The following is a 22,490-nucleotide window of genomic DNA, read 5'->3' as shown; positions in this document are numbered from 1 at the left end:
TCAGCGATCATGACCGTAACAAAACCGGAAATCGTCATCACTTATTGCACCCAATGTCAGTGGTTGCTGCGCGCCGCGTGGCTGGCGCAGGAGTTGCTCAGCACCTTTGGCGATGACTTGGGAAAAGTGTCTCTGGTGCCCGGCACCGGCGGGGTGTTTCACATCACCTGCGACGCGGTGCCGATCTGGGAGCGTAAGGCTGACGGCGGTTTTCCCGAGGCCAAAGTGCTCAAGCAGCGGGTGCGCGATCAGATCGATCCTGCTCGCGACCTCGGCCACAACGACCGCACTCAGTGAGAGGCGGCTTCGGCTGCGACTGCTTTTTTGCTGGCGTTGCCTGACATCCGGCTCGATACCACGATGGCGACGATGATCAAGGCGCCGCCGATCAGCATGCGCAACGTCGGGTTTTCATCGAACAGCAGCCACGCCATGGTAATGCCGTAAACCGGTTCCATCGCAAACACCACGGCGGCGGTGCGCGCCTTGATCACCGCCAGGCTGGCGACGAACAGGCTGTGCGCGACGCCAGTGCAGAACACCCCGAGCAGGCCGATCCACAGCCAGTCCAGTGCGCGCACTTCACTCAGTTGCGGCGCCGCCACCGGCAGCAGACACAACGCGACCACCACGTTTTGGCACAGCGCCGCTTGCACCGCCGGGATGCGCCCGGAGCTGGCACGGTTGGTCAGCGACAGCAGCGCAAACAGCAGGCCGGACAGCACCGCCCAGAGCAAACCGGTGGTAGCGCCGCTGGCCAGATCGAAGGCCGGGGTCACCAGCACCAGACCGACGCTGACCAGCACCACCAGCAGAATTTCGTTGGCGCGGATGCGTTCGCGGAAGATCAGCCCTTCGAGAATCACCGTGAACGCCGGGAAACTGGCAAAGCCCAGTGTCGCGATGGCCACCCCGGCGACTTTCACCGCAATGAAAAAACTCACCCAGTGCCCGGCCAACAGCACGCCACTGAGGGCCAGCCGCCGCCAATCGACCGCTTGCAGTTTCTGCCAGCCGCTCTGACTGGCGAAACGAGCGAAAAACGCCAGTGCCAGCACCGCGAAAGCGGCTCGGCCAAAGACAATCACCGCCGGCGACGCGGCAGCGAGTTTGCCGAACACACCGGTCAGGCCGAACATCAACGCGCCAATATGCAAGGCGCCAAGGGCGGTACGCGGAGTCATCACAATCCTTAATCCAGACACAATCTCAAATGTAGGAGCTGCCGAAGGCTGCGATCTTTTGATCTTTAAAAGCAAAGATCGCAGCCTTCGGCAACTCCTGCATTTAATCGTGCAAGGCCATACAAATCTGTCGGCAGGCTATCGTGTTTTGTCGCGCAGCTCGCGGCGCAGTTGCCCGGGCGAGACACCGAATTCGCGCAGCACCGCAGCCGAAAACGCACTCTGCGAACTGTAGCCGACCCGATCCGCCACTTCACCGATGGGCAACGCGGTTTCGCCCAGCATTTGCAGCGCCAGATGCAGGCGCCGGCTGCGGATATAGTCCATCGGTGTCTGCCCGCATTCGGCGACAAACCGTGCATGCAGTCGCGCCGTGGACAGCCCGGCGATCCGCGCCAGATCGGCCACTTGCAGCGGATACGCGGCGTGTTGCTCGATGTGCGCATCCAGCGCCGCATAGGGCAGGCGACGGGCGCCGAGTTCGGCAGGGCGGGCGTGATTCAGGCTGGCGAGCAACAACACCGCGCCTTGCTGGGCAATCAGCGGATCGTTGACCGGGCTGTTCGCCAGCCAACTGACCAGTTGGCTTTGCCCGGCATCCAGCGCCAGACGCGATGGGGTGTCGAGCAATCGCAGGCTGGCATCGGCATGCTCACCGAGCGAGCGGGAAATCCATTGTTCATCCGGTACGTCGAGTACCAGACAACGACTGCCGTCGGCACTGCCACACGCGTGATGCGCGCCGCCCGGAATCACCACGAAGCTCTGTTGGCGAACCTGACTGCCCACGCCTTCGACCTCGAAATCCAGCGCGCCGGACAAGCCGAACACCAGTTGCGGGTGGTCGTGGCTGTGGGCGATCAGGTCGCGAGTGTATTGGCGCAGGGTGAGGATCGGTCGCATGGCGGGTCTCCGGGCAGAGCGTCAGTCTACACCGGCGCACTCGGGATGCGCTGTCACAGGACTGACTTGCGCTTGTCATGGTCGATTAACCGGCCGCGAGCATGCTGGCGAAAACATCGCAGAGGGTTGCCCATGACCAGCGCCGAGCTCGCCAAACCCAGCCGCAAACAACGGGTACGGACCTTGTGGATTTCCGATGTGCATCTGGGCACCCGGGATTGCCAGGCCGAACATCTGTCGCAGTTTCTCAAGGGCTATCACACCGACAAGATCTATCTGGTCGGCGATATCATCGACGGCTGGAAGCTGCGCGGCGGCATGTACTGGCCGCAGGCGCACACCAACGTGATCCGCCGCTTGCTGACCATGAGCAAGCGCGGCACCGAGGTGATCTATGTCACCGGCAACCACGACGAGTTTTTGCGGCGCTATTCGAAACTGATTCTGGGCAACATCCAGTTGGTCGACGAGGCGGTGCATGTCACCGCCGATGGCCGGCATCTGCTGGTGATTCACGGCGACCAGTTTGATGTGATTACCCGTTATCACCGCTGGCTGGCCTTTCTCGGCGACTCGGCTTACGAGTTCACTTTGACCCTCAACCGCTGGCTCAACCATTGGCGCGCTCGCTACGGTTATGGCTACTGGTCGCTGTCGGCGTACCTGAAACACAAGGTCAAGACTGCGGTGAGTTTCATCAGCGATTTTGAAGAAGCCATCGCCCATGAATGCGTCAAGCGCGAACTGCATGGCGTGGTCTGTGGGCACATTCACCATGCCGAGATCCGCAAGGTCGGCGAGGTGGATTACCTCAACTGCGGAGACTGGGTGGAGTCGTGCACGGCGTTGATCGAGCACTGGGATGGCACGATCGAGCTGTATCGGCTGGCGGATGCGCAGGCGCGGGAGGCTGAGCTAAAGGCCGCGAAAGTCGCCGAACTCGCCTGATTTCTCGGGTGTTAGAGAGGGCCTCATCGCGGGCAAGCCCGCTCCCACAGGTTTTGTGAACACCACAATCACTGTGGGAGCGGGCTTGCCCGCGATGAGGCCAGTTCAAACAACATCAAGCCGGGGCGTGTTCTTCCATCGCCGCCTTGTAGATCGAGTTCTTCGGCTGGGCGAACAAGCGCTCCATCATCGGCTCGAAAAAGCTCAGCGGCAGGGTGTCGTAGGACGGATCAAACGCTGCGGCATCGTATTTGGCACAGAACTCGATGGTCGCCTGATACTGCGGATGGTCACTGAATTGTTCGCGCAGGTGACGATCCATGCCCAGATGATGAAAGAAGTAATAACCCTGAAAAATCCCGTGTTTCTCGACCATCCACAAATTTTCAGCATTGACGAATGGCTTGAGAATCGCCGCCGCGATGTCCGGGTGATTATACGAACCCAAGGTGTCACCGATATCGTGCAACAGCGCGCAGACTACGTATTCCTCATCACGGCCATCACGAAAGGCGCGGCTCGCGGTTTGCAGGGAATGGGTGAGCCGATCCACCGGGAAACCGCCAAAATCACCTTCGAGCAATTTCAGATGCGTGACGATTCGTGATGACAGTTGCTTGGCGTAAGCGCTGAAGTCCGCGGCGATGATCGCCCAGTCTTCCTGCGTGCCATCCTTCATATGCGTGAAGCGGGCATTGGCATTCATCGGCCATCCTCGTTGTTTCTTGTTTTTCAGAACCCCACACGACCGAGGATCATGTCGCGGTACATGACGAAGTCACCCAGCAGGCTGTACAACGGATGCTGGAAAGTCGCCGGGCGGTTCTTTTCAAAGAAGAAGTGCCCGACCCATGCAAAGCTGTAACCGGCCAGCGGCAAGGCCAGCAACAGCAACCAGGCGCCGTTGGCGATGGTCATCACCAGAATGAAAATCACCAATGAGGTGCCGATGAAGTGCAATCGTCGGCAAGTACTGTTGCTGTGTTCGCTGAGGTAATACGGGTAGAACTCAGCGAAGCTGTTGAAATGTCTGATGTTTTCCACGACCGCGTTCTCTGTGGTTATTGTTCTGGTGACAAGTTGTTCTGCGGGTAGCTTATTTGAGTCTAGAGTGAAGACTGGCATCAGCCAGTGACAATGGGCGCCACTTTAGTATCCTTCGCAAACAGGGCCGTGGCATGCGACCCATCATGTAAAAGAAAAACGCCATGAGCGAACGAACGACTTCTGCAAGCTGGGCGATGGGGATTGTCAAAGCACTGGAGATGGACGGCCTGGATTGCCGGGTTCTGTTCAAACAGTTGGGGCTCGATTACGCAGCCCTCACCGATCCGGATGCGCGCTTCCCGCAAGATTCCATGACCCGGCTCTGGCAGCGGGCGGTCGAGCTGTCCGGCAATCCGGCGATTGGCCTGAACATGGGCAAAGTGGTGCGACCGGCCTCGTTCCATGTCGCCGGCTATGCGCTGATGTCGAGCAATACGCTGGCCGAAGGTTTTCAGCGGCTGGTGCGTTATCAGCGAATCATCGCCGAGAGCGCCGACCTGAGTTTTCGGCTGCTCGACGAAGGTTATGCGCTGATCCTGACCGTGCACGGCGATCATCTGCCACCGACCCGGCAAAGTGCTGAAGCGTCGCTGGCGTGTGCCTTGGGCCTGTGCGGCTGGCTGACCGGGCGCACGCTGCACCCGCGCAAAGTGCTGGTGCAGGGTGATGAACCGGAGAATCTTGAACCTTACAAGCAAGCCTTTCATGCGCCGCTGGTGTTCAACGCGCCTTACGATGCGCTGATTTTCGAGCGCGAAGACATGGAGGCGCCGTTGCCGACCGCCAACGAGGCGATGGCGCTATTGCATGACCGGTTTGCCGGGGAGTATCTGGCGCGGTTTTCCGAGAGTCGCGTGACCCACAAGGCGCGGCAGGTGCTCTGTCGCTTGCTGCCGCAGGGCGAACCGAAGCGCGACACCGTGGCGCAGACCCTGCACTTGTCGCAGCGCACTTTGCAACGGCGTTTGCAGGAGGAGGGCACCAGTTTTCAGCAACTGCTTGATGACACGCGCCGTGAACTGGCCGAGCAATATCTGGCGCAACCGAGCATGACCTTGCTGGAAATCGCCTATCTATTGGGGTTCGCCGACCCGAGTAACTTCTTCCGCGCGTTCCGTCGCTGGTTTGACACCACGCCCGGCGATTACCGGGCGCGGCTGTTGCAGGCGCCGGCTGCTGTCAATGACGCCAAAATGCCGGAATACACAGCACAAACACGGTAATGATCTCCAGTCGGCCGAGCAGCATGCCGAACGACAGAATCCATTTCGCCGCATCCGGCAGGGTGGCGAAATTGCCTGCCGGGCCAATGGTCTCGCCCAGTCCCGGACCGACACCGGACACGGTGCTGGCGGCGCCGGTCAGCGCAGTCATCCAGTCCACGCCCAGCAACGACAGCAGCAGGGCGATCACGCAGATGGTGATGGCGAAGAAGAACGAAAAGGTCAGAATCGAACGGACAATCTCTTCGTCGAGACGATGACCGTTGTACTTCTGCTTGATCACCGCACGCGGGTGAATCAACTGATTAAGGTTGGCCTTGAGCAAGATGTAGGCGACCTGGAAACGGAAGATCTTGATCCCGCCCGCCGTCGAGCCGGAACAGCCGCCGACGAAACCCAGATAAAAGAACAGCATCAGCGAGAAGTTGCCCCACAGGCTGTAGTCGCCGAGGGCAAAACCGGTGGTGGTCACCACTGAGGTCACGTTCAGCGCCACATGGCGCAGGGCGTCGAGCCAATGCAGATTGGTCGTCCACCAATACCAGGTGCCGAGTACCAGCCAGGTCACCAGCAACATGCCGAGCAAACCTTGCACCTGCTGATCCTTGAGCAGCGCTTTGCGATTGCCGCGCATCGTCGCCACGTACAGGGTGAACGGCAGGCTGCCGAGGATCATCACAACGACCGCGACCCAATGCACCGCCGGTTGTGTCCACTTGGCCAGCGATTGGTCAGAGGTCGAGAAACCGCCGGTAGAGATCGCCGACATCGCGTGGTTGATCGCATCGAACGGGCTCATCCCCGCCCACCAGAACGCCAGACTGCCGAGAATGGTGATGCCGACATACGCTGCCACAATCAGCCGCGCCACCATGTGCGAGCGTGGCATGACTTTCTCGGAGCGGTCCGAGGATTCGGTCTGGAACAGGCGCATGCCACCGATTCGCAGCAGCGGCAGAATCGCTACCGCCATGCCGATGAAGCCGATGCCGCCGAGCCAGTGAAGCAGCGAGCGCCAGATCAGGATGCCCGGCGACATGGTGTCGAGCCCGCTCAATACAGTCGAGCCGGTGGCGGTGATGCCGGACATGCTTTCGAAAAACGAGTCGGTGTAGCTGATGTGCTGGGTCAGCAGAAACGGCAGCGCGGCGAAAATACATACCACCAGCCAACTGCTGACCGTCAGCAGATACATGTCGCGCGGGCGCAGGTGAATGTGTTCGGGTCTGCCGGGAATCACCAGCGCGAGGCCGGCGACGAAGGTGATCATGCTCGCCCAGAGGAACGACGGCATGTCGCCGGTGCGGTCGAAAATCACCAGGGTGGCCATGGGCACGACCATGGCGATAGCCAGGGTGATCAGGAAGATGCCGATGATGAAACCAATAATCCGTAAGGTCGGCAACGCCATGAAGTCCGCTCGGGCTGATGTGGAAGGGCGCCATTCTACCCGTGAGGCCGGGCATGTAAACCGGCAGGCTGATGGCAGATACAGCTAGAATAGCCGCACAAATTTTTCAGGAGGTGGCCGATGCAGGCTCTCGACGCTTTGCTCAACCGTGTTTCCGTTCCGCGACTGATCGACCCGGCCCCTAGCGCCGAACAGCGCGAAGTCCTGTTTGCAGCGGCCACGCGTGCACCGGATCACGGGCATTTGCAGCCGTATCGCTTTCTGACCGTCGAAGGCGCGGCGCGTGAGCAGATGGGTGAGTTGCTCGCTGAAGCGGCGAAGCTGCAGGACGGCGAAGTCACCGAAGCGATGATCGACAAGGCGCGTAACGGCCCGTTGCGAGCACCGTTGGTGGTTGTGGTGATCGCCAAACTTCAGGAACACCTCAAATATCCGAAGGCCGAGCAACTGCTGGCGGCTGGCTGTGCGGCGCACGGGATTTTGCTGGCGGCGTATGCGCAGGGGATTGGCGCGGTGTGGCGCACCGGTGATCTGGCTTATTCGCCGACTGTGGCCAAGGGCTTGGGGCTGGCAGAGGGCGAGGAAGTGATTGCGTTCCTGTACCTCGGCACGCCGCAGAAAGAACCGCGTGTGGCGGAGAAGGTTGATCTGACCGAGTTCGTCAGCGCCTGGCCCGCGAAGGCCTGATCTCACCAATCAACTGTAGGAGCGAGCCTGCTCGCGATTGCGTTCGTGCAGCCACATTGATGTTGAATGTGCTGACGCTATCGCGAGCAGGCTCACTCCTTCAGGGGGTTCAGGGCTGGACGACGGCGCCGGGTACAAGCGGCAATTCCAGACTGGCAATAAACCCACCCTCGGGATGATTCGCCAGCACCAGCGTCCCGCCATGCCGCTCCGCCGCCCGCCGGGCAATCGCCAGCCCCAGACCATGCCCCGCAGCCGTCTGCCCCGGCGCCCGATAGAACGGCTCGCCCAACTGACTCAAATGCTCGGCCTGAACCCCCGGCCCATGGTCGCGCACGCTCACCACCACGCGCTCACCTTGACGTGCCGCCTGCATTTCGATCGCTTGTCCGACCGGGTTGAAGCGTTGCGCATTGCGCAGCAGGTTATCGACGGCGCGCTCGATCATCGTCGGCCAGCCGGTCAGGTTCAGATGTTGTTCGACGTCGAGACGCACGGTCTGCTCCGGCGAGCCAAGCTGCGCATCCTTTTGCAGCGTGCCGAGCAGTGCATTCAAGTCCACGTCTTCGGCGCTGGCATTGTCGGCGTCGACCCGCGCCAACACCAGAATTTCACTGATCAACGCTTCTAGCCGATCACATTCGCGGGTCAGGCGTGGCCAGAGTTTTTCCCGTTCTTCGGGGTTGGCGCGCTCTGCCAATGCGAGGGCGATGCGCAGACGGGCCAGCGGCGAGCGCAGTTCATGCGACACGTCGCGCAATAATTGGCGCTGGCTGCCGATCAGGCTTTGCAGGCGCGCACCCATACGGTTGAAGTCGGTGGCCAGTACACCGAATTCGTCGCGGCGGTTAGCGAGTTTCGCCAGGCTATTCTGCTGATAGGTGGTTTGCCCGAGATCATGCACCGCGCCACGTAAACGGCTGAGTGGGCGGGTGATGGAGAATGTCACCAGCAGGCTGAACAAGGTCAGCACCACCAACGCGATACCCAGTGCACTCAACGGCCAAAGCAGGCTGTCGCGGTGCCAGGCGTCGAGCTCCGGGTGCGGGATGCGGAAGATGAACAGATAGGTGTCACCGGTTTTATCGCTGGTGAACTCATCGGTCAGGCGTCGCCATGGCAGGCGGCGGTCATCGTTGTTCTGGCGGGCTTCGAACGCTGCTGCGCGGCGCGGGAATGTGCCGCGTACCACCGGGTCGCCGCTTTCGTTGAGCACTTGGACGTCGATGTGATATTGGCGTTTACGTTGCTGGAGGATGTCCTGGGCGGCATCTTCGCCCTGGCTTTCGTAGGTTTGCGTCCATTCAGCGGCCAGGGTGTTGAGGCCCGGATGGCGGCTGAGTATCCACGCGTCCTGATTGAGCATGTGCCCGAGCAGAATCGATAATCCCGCCACCAGAGCGATAGCCAGCCAGAAGCTCGCGAGAATACGCCAGAACAATGAACGCACAGAAAATCCTCAATCAAACACAAAAGCCCCATGTAGGAATGGGCTCCTGTGGCGAGGGGATTTATCCCCGCTCGACTGCGAAGCAGCCGCAAAACCATTGCACGCGATATTTCTGATGTTCCGCAATCGCAGGTTTTGGGGCCGCTGCGCGACCCAACGGGGATAAATCCCCTCGCCACAAAGGCAAACCCGACGCTGTTTAGCCGTCGGGTTCGGGGTTACTGCATTATTGCGCTTTTTGCGGCTGTTGCGCTTTCCAGGCTTTGAACTCTGCCCATTCGGCGCGACGCTCAGCCTGTTTTTTCTGGATCTCGTCGAATTTCTTCTGTTGATCCGGTTTCAGCACTGCGCGCACATCTGCCTGGGCTTTCTGGTGCTTGGCGGTCATCTCGTCCTTCATGGCTTTCTGGTCAGCCGGCGAGAGTTTTTCCAGGTACTTGTCGACCAGTTGGCGACGCTCATGCATCTGCTCGCCCATGATCTTGCGGATCTGCTCGCGCTGTTCGCGGGACAGGTCGAGCTGGCTGTACGGGCCTTTGCCGTGCATGCCCTGCATCTGACCGCCGTGGCGCGCTCCGTCCATCGGGCCACCCATAGGGCCGCCATCTTGCGGCATGGCCATTGCGACGGTTGGCAGAGCGGCAGCGAACATCAGAGCGATAAGAGTCTTGCGCATGGTGAATCTCCTTGTCTCGTTCCCGGTACGTTCCGGATGAGTTCAGATTACGGAGATCAAGGTCAGCGGCGGTCAGCGGTACGTAAAGCTTGGGTAAAGACGTTTTGCGCCCAACCTGACACTCGCCCTGTGTAAAAGCTGCGGCACGCTGCGATCTTTTGATTTTGTTTATTAAAGCAAGATCAAAAGATCGCAGCGTGCCGCAGCTCCTACAGGGGACGTGGGCGTTTCAGAGGCTGTAGTAGTAGCCGCGGCTGCGCAGGGCGACGATGCGTGGGCGGCCGTCGGGGTGGGGGCCGATCTTCTTGCGCAGGTTGCTGACGTGCATGTCGAGGCTTCGGTCGTACAGGGTCAGCTTGCGCCCGAGGGCGATCTGCGCCAGTTCCTGTTTGTCGAGCGGCTCGCCCGGTTGCTTGAGCAACGCTTCGAGCAGGCGGCTTTCGGAGACGGTGAGGGTCAATTCTTTTTCGTCGATGCTGACTACGCCGCGCACCGGGCTGAAAATCAGATCGCCCAGTTCAAGCTGCGTCGATGCCGCTGCCGGATGACTACGGCGCAATACCGCGCGCAGGCGGGCGGTGAGTTCACGCGGGTCGCAGGGTTTGGCCAGATAATCGTCAGCGCCGAGTTCCAGACCGAGGATGCGATCCAGCGGCTCGCCCCGGGCCGAGAGCATCAGCACCGGCAGGTCAGGGTGGTCGTTGCGCAATTGCTTGAGCAGTTCCAGACCGCTGCCGTCGGGCAGCATCACATCGAGCACCACGGCCGCGGGCGCCGCTTCAGCCAATGCCTTGCGGGCGCTCTGGCCGTCGTGGCAAGCGCGCACCTGGAAGCCTTCCTGGCTCAGCCAACTGCTCAGGAGCTCGCAGAGCTCCACATCATCATCAATCAGTAACAGCTCGCTCATGACTCACTCAATTTAGCCATTGTCGACGTTTTCGACTTGCTCCACTGGCAAAGATACCGCAGAGCAGGGCCAATAGCGCAACTCCGGCGCCAGTGACGAACCATTGCTGCTGATCGGTCAGCAAACGCGGGAGCGGGCTGGCCTGGGCTTCCTTGAGTTGCAGCTTCAGACGCTGGTTCTCCTGGCGCAGCCGGGCGAGCTGAGCGCTTTCGCGTTCGTTGTCGGCATTTTGCAGTTGTTTGTTCAATTCTTCCCGTTGCTGCTCGCTGGCCTTCAGGCGTTGCTGCAACTCGGTGATCTGGCTGCCGGCACTCAAGGACAATGGCGTGGAATTGCCGCCTTCGGTGCTTTCTTCACCATGGGCGGGCGCCATGATCGACAACGTGACCAACATCAGACACAACGGACCCTTGCGCATCGCGACACCTGCTTCCAAATGGATATTGGGCAGGTTGTCGGCAGGCAAACGAGAATAATGAGCGATTGAGAGCAGCAAGAACCAGGAAGGTTCAGTGCAGGGGAGCAGACTTGTTTGTGGCGCAGATGATTCTGTGGTGTAGATGACTTTGTGGCGAGGGGATTTATCCCCGTTCGGCTGCGCAGCAGTCGTAAATCTTCAAGCGCGGTGTGTCATGCACACCGCGTTCAATGATTCTGGGGCTGCTGCGCAACCCAACGGGGATAAATCCCCTCACCACATAATCTGCCTGCCACAGAAAAGCTCTTTGTCAGAAATCCCGTACGGCCCGAGTTTCAGGCTTACGGCAGGACTTGCTTGAACGGCTTCACGAGTACATTGGCGTACACACCCGCGGCGATATACGGATCGGCATCGGCCCAGGCTTGCGCTGCGCTCAGCGAGTCGAACTCGGCGACGATCAGGCTGCCGGTGAAACCCGCAGCGCCCGGATCATTGCTGTCGACGGCCGGGTGTGGGCCGGCCAATACGATGCGGCCTTCGCCCTTGAGTGCTTGCAGGCGCTCAAGGTGGGCAGGCCGGGCGGCCAGGCGGGCGTCCAGAGAGTTGGCGACGTCGGTGGCAATGATTGCGTAGAGCATGTCAGTCCTCGGTTTTTGGTGTTGTGGTATCGGTGTCATGCAGGTGACGGGACAGGTAAATGCCCTGTGCGACTAGGAACAGCACGGTCATGCCCAGGCTGCCGAACACCTTGAAGTCCACCCAGATGCTCTGGAAGGTAAAGGCAACGAACAGGTTGGCGGCACCGCAGAACAGGAAAAAGCCGATCCAGGCGATGTTCAGACGCGTCCAGACCGGGTCCGGCAGAGTCAGTGCGTGGCCCATGATGCGTTTGATCAGCAGGCGATCACCGATGAAGTGGCTGCCGATGAAGGCCAGTGCGAACAGCCAGTTGACCACCGGGGCTTTCCATTTCAGAAAGGTCTCGCTGTGGAAGGCCAGAGTCAGGCTGCCGAACACAAGGCAGGCGACCAAAGTCAGCCATTGGCTCTTTTCCAGCCTGCGCTGCTTGATGAACAGTGCGCCGTACACCACCAGCGAGCTGATGATCAGCATGGCAGTGGCGCTGTAAATACCGCCTACAGTCACTTCATGGCCGGCAATGTCGACGACCCGTGGATCAAGTTTGTAAACAATGAAAAACAGCAGAAGCGGAATGAAATCGATGAATTGTTTCACAGTGAGAGCCAGAAGCTGGATGTGGCGGCATAATAACAAACATACGGGCGCGCGATAGCGCCAGCTGATTTGAGGTTACATATCTCCGTGAATGTTGATTTGCACTGCCATAGCACGGCCTCCGATGGCGCTCTTGCGCCTGCGGTACTGGTTGCGCGTGCGTTCGAGAACGGCGTGCGAGTCTTGGCCCTGACCGACCACGACACCCTCGAAGGCCTCGCCGAAGCGCGAGCAACCGCCATCGAACTGGGGATGCAACTGGTCAACGGCGTCGAATTGTCCTGCACCTGGGGCGGGGCGACCATTCATGTACTGGGCTACGGTTTCGACGTCAACGCCGCACCGTTGGTCGAGGCCATCGCCAGATTGCACGATGGCCGATGGCTGCGGTCGGAAGAAATAAGCCGCAAGCTTGCGCTCAAAGGCATGCCCGGCGCCCTCGAAGGTGCCCGGCAGATCCAGCAAGAGCTGGGCGACAGCGGCAATGCGCCGGCCCGTCCGCACTTCGCCGACTGGATGGTGCGTGAAGGTTTTGTAAAGGATCGCGCCGAGGCCTTCCGCAAATGGCTCGGCGCCGGCAAGCTGGGTGACGTCAAGCAGCATTGGCCGACCCTCGAAGACACCGTCGGCACACTGCGCGCCGCTGGAGCCTGGGTCAGTCTGGCGCATCCATGGCACTACGATTTCACCCGCAGCAAGCGCCGAAAGCTGATTGGCGACTATATTCAAGCGGGCGGGCATGCGATCGAAGTGGTCAATGGCTTTCAGCCTGCGGAACAGGTGGGCAGCCTGGCAATCCTTGCCCGTGAGTTCGGTCTGCTGGTCAGCGCCGGCAGTGATTTTCATGGCCCTGGAGGCTGGTCGGAGATTGGCCAGTACCGGCCGCTCCCTGAGGACCTGCCGCCCCTGTGGTGTCGGTTCAAACATGACACAGATATTGCCGCCGTCTGAACAGGTAGAAAATGTGAGTCAATTTTTCCAGATACATCCGGAAAACCCGCAAGCGCGCCTGATCAAACAGGCGGTCGAGATCATCCGCAAGGGCGGGGTGGTGATTTATCCCACGGACTCCTCCTACGCGATTGGTTGCCAGATCGGCGACAAGACCGCCATCGAGCGCGTTCGGCGCCTGCGTCAGCTCGATGAAAAGCACAACTTCGCGTTGATCTGCAGCGACCTGTCGCAACTGGGTAACTACGCCAAGATCGACACCGGCACGTTCCGTATTCTCAAGGCGCATCTGCCGGGGCCTTACACCTTCATTCTCAACGCCACCCGTGAAGTGCCACGGCTGTTGCTGCATCCGAAGAAGCGCACCATCGGGCTGCGCGTGCCCAGCCATCCGATTGCGCTGGCGTTGCTGGCCGAACTGGGCGAGCCGCTGATGAGCGTGACCCTGATCATGCCCGGCGATGAAGACCCGCTCAGCGATCCGTACGAAATGCGGCAGTTGCTTGAGCATCAAGTGGACTTGATCATCGACGGCGGTTTCGGCGGCATCAAAGCCTCCACCGTGATTGATCTGACCGGCGAAGACCCGGAAGTAGTCCGCGTCGGTTGCGGCGATCCGACCCCGTTCATGGTCGAGGCCTGAATGTCGGCAGTGGAAACCGTTGTCGATCCCCAGGCTGGCGCCCAGCAGGAACTGCCGTTTGCCATGGTCTATGGCCAGGCAGTCATGGAAATGCCGCTCGACCTGTACATCCCGCCGGATGCGCTGGAGGTCTTCCTTGAAGCCTTTGAAGGCCCGCTCGACCTGCTGCTGTACCTGATCCGCAAACAGAACATCAACATCCTCGACATCCCGGTGGCGGAAATCACTCGCCAGTACATGGGGTATGTCGAGTTGATGCAATCGGTGCGCCTCGAGCTGGCCGCCGAGTATCTGGTGATGGCCGCGATGCTGGCCGAGATCAAGTCGCGGATGCTCCTGCCTCGGGCCGAAACCGTCGAAGACGAAGAAGACGACCCGCGTGCCGAGCTGATCCGCCGCTTGCAGGAATACGAGCGCTTCAAGGCTGCCGCCGAAGGCATCGATGGCCTGACGCGGGTTGGCCGCGACGTTGTGGTGCCCAAGCTAGATGCCCCGGAAGCGCGGGCGCGCAAGCTGTTGCCCGATGTCGCGCTGGAAGAGATTTTGATGTCCATGGCCGAGGTGTTGCGCCGTGGCGATATGTTCGAAAGCCATCAGGTCAGCCGCGAGGCACTGTCGACCCGCGAGCGCATGAGTGATGTGCTGGAGCGGCTCAAGGGCGGCGGTTTTGTGCCGTTCGTCGAGCTGTTCACCGCCGAGGAAGGCAGGCTCGGCGTGGTGGTGACCTTTATGGCAATCCTTGAGCTGGTCAAGGAATCCTTGGTCGAGCTGGTGCAGAATGAGCCGTTCGCTGCGATCCACGTGCGAGCCCGAGCCGAATAACGAGTCGAAACATGAACCTGACTGAACCCCGCGAGCTGGCGCCCCTGCTTGAAGCCTTTCTGTTGGCCTCGGGAAAACCGCAATCCCTTGAGCGCCTGTTTGAACTGTTCGAAGAAGGCGAACGGCCGGAGCCGCCGGTTTTCAAGAAGGCTTTGACGTTGCTGGCCAAGTCCTGCGACGGCCGGGCGTTCGAGCTCAAGGAAGTCGCCTCGGGCTATCGCTTGCAGATCCGCGAAAAGTTTTCGCCGTGGGTTGGCCGACTGTGGGAAGAACGTCCGCAGCGTTATTCCCGGGCATTGCTGGAAACCATCGCGCTGATCGCCTATCGCCAGCCGATCACTCGTGGCGAGATCGAAGACGTGCGGGGCGTGGCGGTCAACAGCAACATCGTCAAAACCCTGATCGAGCGTGAGTGGATTCGCATCGTCGGTTACCGCGACGTGCCGGGCAAACCGGCGATGTTCGCCACCACCAAGGCGTTTCTCGACCACTTCAACCTGAAAAACCTCGACGACCTGCCGCCGCTCGCCGAACTGCGCGAGATGGAAACCGACCCGGTGCTCGACTTCGACGACGCCCCGGTGCCGGCCAGCCTGCAAGAACTGGCCGACGCCAGCGCCGAGCCGGAAGAGCCCAAGGACGAGACCAGTTTCCATACGCTGTTGCTGGAACTGGACAGCATGGAGGAGGGGATCAAGACCGACTTCGACGATCTGCTGCGTGATGTGGCGGACGGTGAGTCGCCGGCAATCGAAGCGCCGCTGCCTGAAATTGCGCCTGAGCCTGAGCCCGAACCTGAATTAGAAGATGACGTGCTCGGTGTCGCCGAAGCTCGGGAAAAACTCCTGGCCGCCGTCGCGGCCCTCGAACAGTCCGCACCTGAAACCGAAGAAACCGAAGAAGAAGCCGAGGCCCGCGCACTGGCCGAAGCCATCGAAGCCGAACGCCGCGAGTTCGACGACTGAGTACGGTCTCATGAACACAGATGACCCCCTGTGGGAGCCAGCCTGCTGGCGATAGCGGTCAGATATTCAGCATCAGGATGACTGAACCTCCGCCATCGCTAGCAGGCTAGCTCCCACAAGGACGATTTGGGTTTCTGGAGTATTAGATGAGTTCCACAAAAGACCCCTGCATCAGCCTCTGCAAGTTCAGCGATGACATCTGCATCGGCTGTGGCCGCAGCAAACGCGAGATCCGCGCCTGGAAGAAACTCGACAAGGACGACAAGCGCACCGTGCTGGCGGAGGCAGCGATGCGCCTGATCAAGCTCGGCGCCACTGGTCGGCGGAAAAAATAAGCTTGCCCCCATCAGCTAGTCTCTGATGCGCGAACGTGCACATGAGCGTATGATTCGCGACCCTTCGGCGATCCTTCGCCCGAAAACACAGTTTTTATAGCTTCAGGCGCCGCCTGAACAGACCACACCGGGAGGTGCCCAGATGAGCGACATCATTCAGAAAGACGACCAGGAAATCGGCCCAGCAGGCGAAAAGCTGCAGAAAGTCCTCGCCCGCATCGGCGTCGGCTCGCGCCGTGACGTGGAATCCTGGATCAGCCAGGGCCGCATCAAGGTCAATGGCAAAGACGCCACCCTCGGCCTGCGTGTCGACATGCACGACGCAATCACCATTGATGGCAAGGTCATCAAGCGCGAAGAAGCTGCCGAGTCGGTTCGCCGCGTGATCATGTACAACAAGCCCGATGGCGAGATCTGCACCCGTGACGACCCTGAAGGCCGTCCGACCGTGTTCGACAAGCTGCCGCGTCCGAAAGAAGGCCGCTGGATCAACATCGGTCGTCTCGACATCAACACCACCGGTTTGCTGATGTTCACCACCGACGGTGAACTGGCCAACCGTCTGATGCACCCGTCCTACGAGATGGACCGTGAGTACGCCGTGCGTGTACGCGGTGAAGTCGATGACGAGATGATCGAACGTCTGAAGGCCGGCGTGGTGCTGGAAGACGGCCCGGCCAAGTTCACCGACATCAAGCAGGCTCCGGGTGGCGAAGGCTTCAACCACTGGTATCACTGCGTGGTGATGGAAGGTCGTAACCGTGAGGTTCGTCGTCTGTGGGAATCGCAAGGTCTGGTGGTCAGCCGTCTGAAGCGCGTGCGTTTCGGTCCGGTGTTCCTCAACTCCGACCTGCCGATGGGCCGCTGGCGCGAAATGAGCCAGTACGAAGTCGACATCCTCAGTGCTGAAGTTGGCCTGACCCCAGTGGCCATGCCGCAACTGAACGCCAAGAGCAAAGACAAGCTTGAGCGCATGCAGCGTAAATCGTCGCGGCCAATGGCCAAGACCGAGCGCGTGCGTACCCTGCGTCCAGCCGCGGGTGGTCCATCCGCCGGCCCGCGTCCAAGCCGTGAGCCGCAGATCGAAGGCGAGCGTCCAGGTCGTAAGCCATCGGCACGTCCGGATGGCGAGCGCGGTCCACGCACTCCACGTCCGGCCAACGGTCGCACCGAGCGCGGCGAAGGCCGTGGTGCTCCAGCCGGTCGCGGTACGCCGGTTGCGGATCGTCCTGCTGACACTAACGGCAAGCGTCCAGCGAAACCTGCGCCGAAGCGTCCGGGGATCAAACTGGTCGACGGCGACAAGCCATCGGGCAATCGCCGTGGCGCACCGTCGGGCTCCGGCCAGCGTCCGGGCTTCGGGCGTCGCAAGCCTGAGTGATCGGCTTTAGCGTCTGAATGAAAAACGCCAACCTCAGGGTTGGCGTTTTTTTTCGTCTGGTAAAAAATTTTTGGTGCCTGAGAGACTGCTATCGCGAGCAGGCTCACTCCTACAAGGGATCGCATTTCAAATTGTAGGAGTGAGCCTGCTCGCGATGGGGCCAGTGGCTCAGAGCACAAACCGCCCATCAAACACTGGCTTGTCATCCAGCGCCAACACCCCGCCAGAGAAGATCAAATCCAGATGATGACTGCCCTTGGCCCCACCGCCGAGCCCCAGGTGCAGGCCGCAATGGCGCTCTTCGAACCCGGCATTGCGCGCATACAGGTCCTTCACGCCTTCGTTGGTGCCAATCCCCAGTTCTTCAATCCGCCGATTCGACGGGTTCGCCTCCAGGTACTTGTTGAAGTCGTGCTCCAGCCCCGGTACATCGGTGGCGATGCGACTGATGGTCGAGTTCTCGATCCACAGTTCCAGTGGTGACTCCAGCACGCCGTACTTGCGCGCAAACGGAATGGTGCTGAGGAACGTGCCCTTGAATTTCACATGACCATTGATGGCTTCGCTGTGGGTGGCGATTTCGCCGGGCGCCAGGTCGAAGTTGCCGACACCGTTGATGTCAGTCCACTTCTTGATGCTGCTCATCGGCGTTTCAAACCGCGAGCCGTGATCATCGGTGAAGCTCAACGTGGTGGCCTGGGACATGCGCTGGATCAGATGCGCGTTGAGCCCGGCAATCCGCTGCGGCGTTACGCTGAAGGTGTCGTAGAAATAATCGCCGTAATCCTTGAACAGTAGCGACTTCTTCCAGTTTTCCGCCATCACGCCTTGCAAGGCACGGACGAACTCCGGCCCGTCGGGGCGCGGGTTGGGCAGGGTGGAAGAGTCGTAGAAGAAAATGTACAGGTCGCTGTCGGTAATCGCCGAGGTCAGCGTTGCGGTGCTTTCCAGATCCAGGCGTCGGCTGCTGAACTGAAAACGCGGATGGTCGCCGGCCTGCTCGGCGATGGCGCCGGTCAGTGCCTCATAGTCGGCGGTGTGGCCGAGCAAAACCTTGGCTGATTCGATACCGGCCAGGGCTGGGTGATGTTCGAGGTAGTAAAGGAAATGCGAGATCGCGCGGGGCTTATCCATGAGTCCTCCCTGACTGACCGAGAAAAAAGCGGCGGGCACGACCGGCCGGATCGTGCCCGCCCGGGGATGTCTTACAGAGGCCACATCGCCGTGCCGAACGGAACGACCGCGTCGGCTTGCATCATTTCCACTGCTGCCTCATGAGTCGGTGCTTCAAACCATTCGTCCAGTTGCAGTTCGCTATCCAAGTCTTTTTCCAGTGCTTGCATGGGTCGATCTCCTAGATGACTTTCACGGTTATGACTTGCCGGTCGAGGCGGCCGGCGAGACGTGAAGAACCTAGTTCAGAGAGTTTTGTATTGCAAAAAATTATTTATTTAATTTTTAAATGCACTTTTTATTCTGTTTTAGCGTTTGAATTTTCTTATTTAAAAACAAAAAACTACCGGTGAGTTTTCGATAGCAAGCTTGCTACCGTCAATTTGCAGACGTCCTACGGAATTTTCTGAAGTGGAAAATTTACGTTACGCATCGTAAAGAAAGGTTTACGAAAAGCCGGGTAAAGCCTAGTGAATTGCCCTCGGTTTCGGCGGTGTAAGGAAAAGCTGCCGAGGCCAGGCCGGCCGGGCCCTGCGCAAGGCTCTGGCGCGCTTGTTTCAGACACGTTTGAAGGGTGAGATGCGCCTCATGCCTGTCGTGCAGGTGCATAACAAGAAGGAGGCGCAATGAACGCCGTGACTGATCTCCATCTCTCTCCGTGGGGCGGTTTTTCCATCGTCCCCGTCGATGGCCTGCAAAGGCCTGACTCAATTTTTGCAGCCGCCCGAGCATCTCGTGGCGGACACACGCAATCCCGGCCACCGACAACGCTGATCCAGTGATGTCTGGCAGCAGGGGGTTAGCGGTGTACAATGCGCCGCGTTTTAACTGTGACCCTCTGCGTAATCGCGCAAACCTCAAGGCTATCCGCCTTGTTCACTCCGTCGCGTCATAAGCGTGCCGGGTTCGATTTCGTCACAGATAAAAACAAACAGGTGACGCATGACCGTTGTAATTGAGCTGAACTCCTGGTGCCTGCGCTGGGGTTTGATCGGGGCTGCCTGAAATCGCAACCTTGCAGCAACGTCTACTGAACATCATCAAACCTTGCGTGAGACCTTTTTCATGAGTGGACAAAACTCGCAATCAGGCGAGCTGAATCGCGGCCTGAAAAATCGCCATATTCAACTGATCGCCCTCGGTGGCGCGATCGGTACCGGTTTGTTCCTCGGCTCGGCCGGGGTCCTGAAATCCGCCGGCCCGTCGATGATCCTCGGCTACGCCATCTGCGGCTTCATCGCCTTCATGATCATGCGCCAGCTCGGCGAGATGATCGTCGAAGAGCCGGTGGCCGGTTCCTTCAGCCATTTCGCGCACAAGTACTGGGGCGGCTTTGCCGGCTTCCTGTCGGGCTGGAACTGCTGGATTCTGTACATTCTGGTAGGTATGTCGGAGCTGACTGCGGTCGGCAAGTACATTCACTACTGGGCGCCGGATATTCCGACCTGGGTCTCGGCCGCCGCTTTCTTTGTGCTGATCAACGCGATCAACCTGGCCAACGTCAAAGTCTTCGGTGAAGCCGAATTCTGGTTCGCGATCATCAAGGTCGTGGCGATTGTCGGCATGATCGCGCTCGGCAGTTATCTGCTGGTCAGCGGCAACGGTGGCCCGCAGGCCTCGGTCAGCAACCTTTGGGCGCACGGCGGGTTCTTCCCGAATGGCGTCAGCGGACTGGTGATGGCCATGGCGATCATCATGTTTTCCTTCGGCGGTCTGGAAATGCTCGGTTTCACCGCCGCTGAAGCCGACAAACCGAAAACCGTGATCCCGAAAGCGATCAACCAGGTGATCTACCGGATTCTGATTTTCTACATCGGTGCTCTGGTGATCCTGCTGTCGCTGACCCCATGGGACAGCTTGCTGGAAACCCTGAACGCCTCCGGCGATTCGTACAGCGGTAGCCCGTTCGTGCAAGTGTTCTCGATGCTCGGCAGCAACACCGCTGCGCACATTCTGAACTTCGTGGTCCTGACCGCGGCACTCTCGGTGTACAACAGCGGCACCTACTGCAACAGCCGTATGCTGCTGGGTATGGCCGAACAGGGCGATGCGCCGAAAGGTCTGGCGAAGATCGACAAGCGCGGTGTGCCGGTGCGTTCGATTCTGGCCTCGGCAGCGGTGACGCTGATTGCCGTGCTGCTGAACTACCTGATCCCGCACAGCGCGCTGGAACTGCTGATGTCGCTGGTGGTTGCCACGCTGGTGATCAACTGGGCGATGATCAGCTTCTCGCACTTCAAGTTCCGCCAGCACATGAACAAGACTAACCAAACGCCGCTGTTCAAGGCGCTGTGGTACCCGTACGGCAACTACATCTGCCTGGCGTTCGTCGCGTTCATTCTCGGCGTGATGCTGCTGATCCCGGGCATCAAGATTTCCGTTTACGCGATTCCGGTGTGGGTCGTGTTCATGTGGGTCTGCTACGTGATCAAGAACAAGCGCAGTGCCCAGCACGCGTTGCAGGCAGCGCCTACGAAGTAAGCGCTACTGCAGAAACAACAAACCCGGCCTGAGTGCCGGGTTTTTTGTGTGCGAAAACTCTGTAGTCCGGGGCGCTACGCGTAGTCGACCATGGGGTAAGTGGTGCACAACGCTTCGACCTGTAAGCGGAACCGCTCTTTTAGTGCCGGTTCTAGGGTGTAATCCTGCTCGCCAAGCGGCGTCACTTTTTCGAGAATCCGGCATATCAAATCCACGACCAGGCGACATCCCGCAGCATCTACATGGCGTTGCGCGATGGAGGTCGTGCCGATCCGCAGCCCATGGGCAATGAGTGAGGATCGGGTCTCGCCGGGGACGCGATGTCTGTTCACGATGATCCCGCACTGCTCAAGCGCCGACTCGGCGATGGGACCGGTGATGCCCCCACGTAACCGGACCAGAACCGTATGGTTTTCACTGCGCCCGCCCACGACCTCATAGTCATATGCCTGAAAGGCGCTGGCCATTTCATCGGCCGCATTGCGAGTCCGTTCCATACAGGCGTCGAACTCTGCGGACATTGCGTAGCCCAGCGCTGCGGCCTTTGCTGCGATCATGTTGGCGGCGGGTGCGCCTTGCATTCGAGGAAAAGCGGCTTGATCAAGGACGCGATTGAAGGTCGTCCTCAGTCCGGGCACCTTGGTTTTTGCGTCACGGCCCGAGAGGATCAAACCTCCGCGCGGTCCGGTGAGTTGCTTGTGCGTGCAGGTCGTCGTCACGTGTGCGGCGTCGATGGGACTTGGATGTCGCCCCGTGGCAACAAGTCCGGCGATATGGGAAATGTCGGCCAGCAGGATGGCCCCGGCCTCATCGGCAATCTCGCGAAAGCGCTCGAAATCCACGACGCGCGAATAGGCCGTCGCACCGCAGAGGATGATGCGCGGGCGATGAGCGAGCGCCAGTCTGCGCACGTTGTCGTAATCGATGAGGCCGTCTGATGTCGTACCGTACTGGATCGCCTTGTAGTAGGCGCCCGAGAACGCAGCGGCGCTGCCATGTGTGAGATGACCGCCGTGTTCGACCGCCATTCCAAGGAGGGTATCGCCAGGCTCAAGCAAGGCAGTGAGTACCTGGTAAATGGCGTTCGACGCCGAGTGGGATTGCACGTTTGCGTATTGGGCGCCGAACAATTCCCTGGCTCTGCGGATGGCCAGCGACTCGACCAGGTCGACGTTCTCGCACCCCGCGGCGTTGCGCCTGCCGGGCATCCCCTCAGCCGTCACGTTGACCAGTATCGAAGCGGATGCCGCCAGGGTTCGGGGCTGGGCGGCGCAGGAGGAGGAAACCAGCGACAAGGTTCGGTGTTGGCGCGTCAGCTCCGCGTCCAGGATCGCTGCAAGCTCCGCGTCTTGCATACGAAGATCCGTCATGCCACGTCGTATCAAGTCAGTCTGGTTCTTGAGCTGTTCGGTAATGACTGCCATTGCTTGTGTTCCTTCCCTGTTTTGTTGCGCGCTGCGAACAACAGCGCGCCTTCCTTGGTTTTGCGAAGGTGCATACGTCCATATCTGTCAAATCCATACAGGCGAATCCGTGTTCTGGCGGCCGTACGCGCAAAACCAACGCCTGTGCAGGCAACCCCTGTTCTGCTACTCCGTTAACCGGAATGCGGTGGGGGGTTACTCGACGCATCATAGATTTTTCAC

Annotated in this window: 25 protein-coding genes; 11 read left to right on the top strand and 14 right to left on the bottom strand. The window is 59.9% G+C overall.

The genetic code is table 11. The features are described 5' to 3' along the window. Nucleotides 1–9 precede the first annotated feature (9 nt). On the top strand, nucleotides 10–297 hold the full coding sequence (locus ACIOZM_RS04050; protein WP_401209884.1) for a SelT/SelW/SelH family protein: 288 nt from the start codon (nucleotides 10–12) through the stop codon (nucleotides 295–297). Here the strand turns inward: ACIOZM_RS04050 and ACIOZM_RS04045 are convergent. After that, nucleotides 291–1,184 carry a DMT family transporter gene (locus ACIOZM_RS04045; protein ID WP_401209882.1) on the bottom strand — a complete coding sequence of 298 codons (894 nt, stop codon included), beginning with the start codon at nucleotides 1,182–1,184 and terminating at the stop codon, nucleotides 291–293. The two genes, ACIOZM_RS04050 and ACIOZM_RS04045, sit on opposite strands and share 7 nt — an antisense overlap. A gap of 138 nt (nucleotides 1,185–1,322) precedes the next feature. Beyond that, nucleotides 1,323–2,087, bottom strand: a complete 765-nt coding sequence (locus ACIOZM_RS04040) for an AraC family transcriptional regulator (RefSeq protein ID WP_401209879.1) — start codon at nucleotides 2,085–2,087, stop codon at nucleotides 1,323–1,325. Between the two features lie 132 nt (nucleotides 2,088–2,219). On the opposite strand from ACIOZM_RS04040, the gene ACIOZM_RS04035 reads away from it, so the two are divergent. Continuing rightward, complete coding sequence (locus ACIOZM_RS04035) at nucleotides 2,220–3,035, top strand: UDP-2,3-diacylglucosamine diphosphatase (RefSeq protein ID WP_401209878.1); 816 nt, start codon at nucleotides 2,220–2,222, stop codon at nucleotides 3,033–3,035. Nucleotides 3,036–3,150: 115 nt separating this feature from the next. On the opposite strand, the gene ACIOZM_RS04030 is transcribed toward ACIOZM_RS04035, so the two are convergent. Together ACIOZM_RS04030 and ACIOZM_RS04025 are read right to left on the bottom strand one after the other, a co-directional pair. Then, nucleotides 3,151–3,741, bottom strand: a complete 591-nt coding sequence (locus ACIOZM_RS04030) for an HD domain-containing protein (RefSeq protein ID WP_401209875.1) — start codon at nucleotides 3,739–3,741, stop codon at nucleotides 3,151–3,153. Nucleotides 3,742–3,767: 26 nt separating this feature from the next. Beyond that, the gene (locus tag ACIOZM_RS04025) at nucleotides 3,768–4,079 is read right to left on the bottom strand and encodes an Mpo1-like protein (RefSeq protein WP_401209872.1); all 312 of its coding nucleotides are present in this window, start codon (nucleotides 4,077–4,079) and stop codon (nucleotides 3,768–3,770) included. Between the two features lie 164 nt (nucleotides 4,080–4,243). Here ACIOZM_RS04025 and ACIOZM_RS04020 point away from each other — a divergent pair, with 164 nt between their 5' ends. Beyond that, on the top strand, nucleotides 4,244–5,305 hold the full coding sequence (locus ACIOZM_RS04020; RefSeq protein WP_401209869.1) for an AraC family transcriptional regulator: 1,062 nt from the start codon (nucleotides 4,244–4,246) through the stop codon (nucleotides 5,303–5,305). On the opposite strand, the gene ACIOZM_RS04015 is transcribed toward ACIOZM_RS04020, so the two are convergent. Further along, nucleotides 5,262–6,716 carry a TrkH family potassium uptake protein gene (locus ACIOZM_RS04015; RefSeq protein ID WP_401209866.1) on the bottom strand — a complete coding sequence of 485 codons (1,455 nt, stop codon included), beginning with the start codon at nucleotides 6,714–6,716 and terminating at the stop codon, nucleotides 5,262–5,264. The two genes, ACIOZM_RS04020 and ACIOZM_RS04015, sit on opposite strands and share 44 nt — an antisense overlap. 120 nt (nucleotides 6,717–6,836) lie before the next feature. On the opposite strand from ACIOZM_RS04015, the gene ACIOZM_RS04010 reads away from it, so the two are divergent. Continuing rightward, nucleotides 6,837–7,403, top strand: coding sequence for a nitroreductase family protein (locus ACIOZM_RS04010; protein WP_401209864.1), 567 nt, complete (start codon nucleotides 6,837–6,839; stop codon nucleotides 7,401–7,403). Nucleotides 7,404–7,512: 109 nt separating this feature from the next. Here the strand turns inward: ACIOZM_RS04010 and ACIOZM_RS04005 are convergent, their stop codons facing one another. The 6 genes from ACIOZM_RS04005 to ACIOZM_RS03980 form a co-directional block, all read right to left on the bottom strand. Further along, on the bottom strand, nucleotides 7,513–8,853 hold the full coding sequence (locus ACIOZM_RS04005) for a sensor histidine kinase (protein ID WP_401209861.1): 1,341 nt from the start codon (nucleotides 8,851–8,853) through the stop codon (nucleotides 7,513–7,515). Nucleotides 8,854–9,079: 226 nt separating this feature from the next. Next, a complete protein-coding gene (locus ACIOZM_RS04000; protein WP_401209858.1) occupies nucleotides 9,080–9,529 on the bottom strand; it encodes an LTXXQ domain protein in 450 nt (149 codons plus the stop codon). Between the two features lie 229 nt (nucleotides 9,530–9,758). Next, complete coding sequence (locus ACIOZM_RS03995) at nucleotides 9,759–10,436, bottom strand: response regulator transcription factor (protein WP_401209855.1); 678 nt, start codon at nucleotides 10,434–10,436, stop codon at nucleotides 9,759–9,761. 7 nt (nucleotides 10,437–10,443) lie between these two features. Then, complete coding sequence (locus tag ACIOZM_RS03990) at nucleotides 10,444–10,854, bottom strand: translation initiation factor 2 (protein ID WP_401209853.1); 411 nt, start codon at nucleotides 10,852–10,854, stop codon at nucleotides 10,444–10,446. Between the two features lie 341 nt (nucleotides 10,855–11,195). Beyond that, nucleotides 11,196–11,495: a YciI family protein gene (locus tag ACIOZM_RS03985; protein WP_401209850.1), complete on the bottom strand. Its 300-nt coding sequence runs from the start codon at nucleotides 11,493–11,495 to the stop codon at nucleotides 11,196–11,198. 1 nt (nucleotide 11,496) lies between these two features. Beyond that, entirely contained in the window at nucleotides 11,497–12,093 is a 597-nt protein-coding gene (locus ACIOZM_RS03980) for a septation protein A (RefSeq protein WP_401209848.1), read from the bottom strand. An 87-nt stretch (nucleotides 12,094–12,180) separates the two neighbouring features. Between ACIOZM_RS03980 and ACIOZM_RS03975 the strand changes: the two genes are divergently transcribed. The 6 genes from ACIOZM_RS03975 to rluB all read left to right on the top strand — a co-directional run bounded on the left by ACIOZM_RS03975 (nucleotide 12,181) and on the right by rluB (nucleotide 17,190). Beyond that, nucleotides 12,181–13,044 carry a PHP domain-containing protein gene (locus ACIOZM_RS03975; RefSeq protein WP_401209846.1) on the top strand — a complete coding sequence of 288 codons (864 nt, stop codon included), beginning with the start codon at nucleotides 12,181–12,183 and terminating at the stop codon, nucleotides 13,042–13,044. A gap of 13 nt (nucleotides 13,045–13,057) precedes the next feature. After that, the gene (locus ACIOZM_RS03970; protein WP_401209844.1) at nucleotides 13,058–13,687 is read left to right on the top strand and encodes an L-threonylcarbamoyladenylate synthase; all 630 of its coding nucleotides are present in this window, start codon (nucleotides 13,058–13,060) and stop codon (nucleotides 13,685–13,687) included. Between the two features lie 123 nt (nucleotides 13,688–13,810). Next, complete coding sequence (locus tag ACIOZM_RS03965; RefSeq protein WP_401209925.1) at nucleotides 13,811–14,509, top strand: segregation and condensation protein A; 699 nt, start codon at nucleotides 13,811–13,813, stop codon at nucleotides 14,507–14,509. Nucleotides 14,510–14,520: 11 nt separating this feature from the next. Continuing rightward, on the top strand, nucleotides 14,521–15,474 hold the full coding sequence (gene scpB / locus ACIOZM_RS03960) for an SMC-Scp complex subunit ScpB (protein WP_401209842.1): 954 nt from the start codon (nucleotides 14,521–14,523) through the stop codon (nucleotides 15,472–15,474). Between the two features lie 146 nt (nucleotides 15,475–15,620). Then, nucleotides 15,621–15,809 (top strand): DUF1289 domain-containing protein, encoded by a 189-nt coding sequence (locus ACIOZM_RS03955; RefSeq protein WP_401209840.1) that lies wholly within the window; start codon nucleotides 15,621–15,623, stop codon nucleotides 15,807–15,809. A gap of 142 nt (nucleotides 15,810–15,951) precedes the next feature. Continuing rightward, complete coding sequence (gene rluB / locus ACIOZM_RS03950) at nucleotides 15,952–17,190, top strand: 23S rRNA pseudouridine(2605) synthase RluB (RefSeq protein WP_401209837.1); 1,239 nt, start codon at nucleotides 15,952–15,954, stop codon at nucleotides 17,188–17,190. Between the two features lie 168 nt (nucleotides 17,191–17,358). Here the strand turns inward: rluB and ACIOZM_RS03945 are convergent, their stop codons facing one another. Next, nucleotides 17,359–18,324: a leucyl aminopeptidase gene (locus ACIOZM_RS03945; RefSeq protein WP_401209835.1), complete on the bottom strand. Its 966-nt coding sequence runs from the start codon at nucleotides 18,322–18,324 to the stop codon at nucleotides 17,359–17,361. Between the two features lie 71 nt (nucleotides 18,325–18,395). After that, a complete protein-coding gene (locus ACIOZM_RS03940) occupies nucleotides 18,396–18,533 on the bottom strand; it encodes a hypothetical protein (protein ID WP_042558177.1) in 138 nt (45 codons plus the stop codon). A gap of 895 nt (nucleotides 18,534–19,428) precedes the next feature. Here ACIOZM_RS03940 and ACIOZM_RS03935 point away from each other — a divergent pair. Then, a complete protein-coding gene (locus tag ACIOZM_RS03935; RefSeq protein WP_401209833.1) occupies nucleotides 19,429–20,844 on the top strand; it encodes an amino acid permease in 1,416 nt (471 codons plus the stop codon). Nucleotides 20,845–20,918: 74 nt separating this feature from the next. On the opposite strand, the gene glyA is transcribed toward ACIOZM_RS03935, so the two are convergent. Next, nucleotides 20,919–22,268: a serine hydroxymethyltransferase gene (glyA, locus tag ACIOZM_RS03930; protein WP_401209830.1), complete on the bottom strand. Its 1,350-nt coding sequence runs from the start codon at nucleotides 22,266–22,268 to the stop codon at nucleotides 20,919–20,921. Nucleotides 22,269–22,490 lie beyond the last annotated feature (222 nt).

Source organism: Pseudomonas sp. NPDC087346 (assembly GCF_044744235.1).
Taxonomy (GTDB): domain Bacteria; phylum Pseudomonadota; class Gammaproteobacteria; order Pseudomonadales; family Pseudomonadaceae; genus Aquipseudomonas.
This window is presented reverse-complemented; position numbering and strand designations above follow the sequence as displayed.

Coding starts and splice junctions, on each gene's coding strand:
- ACIOZM_RS04050 (WP_401209884.1), top strand. CDS start 10: ATGACCGTAACAAAACCGGAAATCGTCATCACTTATTGCACCCAATGT.
- ACIOZM_RS04045 (WP_401209882.1), bottom strand. CDS start 1,184: ATGACTCCGCGTACCGCCCTTGGCGCCTTGCATATTGGCGCGTTGATG.
- ACIOZM_RS04040 (WP_401209879.1), bottom strand. CDS start 2,087: ATGCGACCGATCCTCACCCTGCGCCAATACACTCGCGACCTGATCGCC.
- ACIOZM_RS04035 (WP_401209878.1), top strand. CDS start 2,220: ATGACCAGCGCCGAGCTCGCCAAACCCAGCCGCAAACAACGGGTACGG.
- ACIOZM_RS04030 (WP_401209875.1), bottom strand. CDS start 3,741: ATGAATGCCAATGCCCGCTTCACGCATATGAAGGATGGCACGCAGGAA.
- ACIOZM_RS04020 (WP_401209869.1), top strand. CDS start 4,244: ATGAGCGAACGAACGACTTCTGCAAGCTGGGCGATGGGGATTGTCAAA.
- ACIOZM_RS04015 (WP_401209866.1), bottom strand. CDS start 6,716: ATGGCGTTGCCGACCTTACGGATTATTGGTTTCATCATCGGCATCTTC.
- ACIOZM_RS04010 (WP_401209864.1), top strand. CDS start 6,837: ATGCAGGCTCTCGACGCTTTGCTCAACCGTGTTTCCGTTCCGCGACTG.
- ACIOZM_RS04000 (WP_401209858.1), bottom strand. CDS start 9,529: ATGCGCAAGACTCTTATCGCTCTGATGTTCGCTGCCGCTCTGCCAACC.
- ACIOZM_RS03995 (WP_401209855.1), bottom strand. CDS start 10,436: ATGAGCGAGCTGTTACTGATTGATGATGATGTGGAGCTCTGCGAGCTC.
- ACIOZM_RS03990 (WP_401209853.1), bottom strand. CDS start 10,854: ATGCGCAAGGGTCCGTTGTGTCTGATGTTGGTCACGTTGTCGATCATG.
- ACIOZM_RS03985 (WP_401209850.1), bottom strand. CDS start 11,495: ATGCTCTACGCAATCATTGCCACCGACGTCGCCAACTCTCTGGACGCC.
- scpB (WP_401209842.1), top strand. CDS start 14,521: ATGAACCTGACTGAACCCCGCGAGCTGGCGCCCCTGCTTGAAGCCTTT.
- ACIOZM_RS03955 (WP_401209840.1), top strand. CDS start 15,621: ATGAGTTCCACAAAAGACCCCTGCATCAGCCTCTGCAAGTTCAGCGAT.
- rluB (WP_401209837.1), top strand. CDS start 15,952: ATGAGCGACATCATTCAGAAAGACGACCAGGAAATCGGCCCAGCAGGC.
- ACIOZM_RS03945 (WP_401209835.1), bottom strand. CDS start 18,324: ATGGATAAGCCCCGCGCGATCTCGCATTTCCTTTACTACCTCGAACAT.
- ACIOZM_RS03940 (WP_042558177.1), bottom strand. CDS start 18,533: ATGCAAGCACTGGAAAAAGACTTGGATAGCGAACTGCAACTGGACGAA.
- ACIOZM_RS03935 (WP_401209833.1), top strand. CDS start 19,429: ATGAGTGGACAAAACTCGCAATCAGGCGAGCTGAATCGCGGCCTGAAA.
- glyA (WP_401209830.1), bottom strand. CDS start 22,268: ATGGCAGTCATTACCGAACAGCTCAAGAACCAGACTGACTTGATACGA.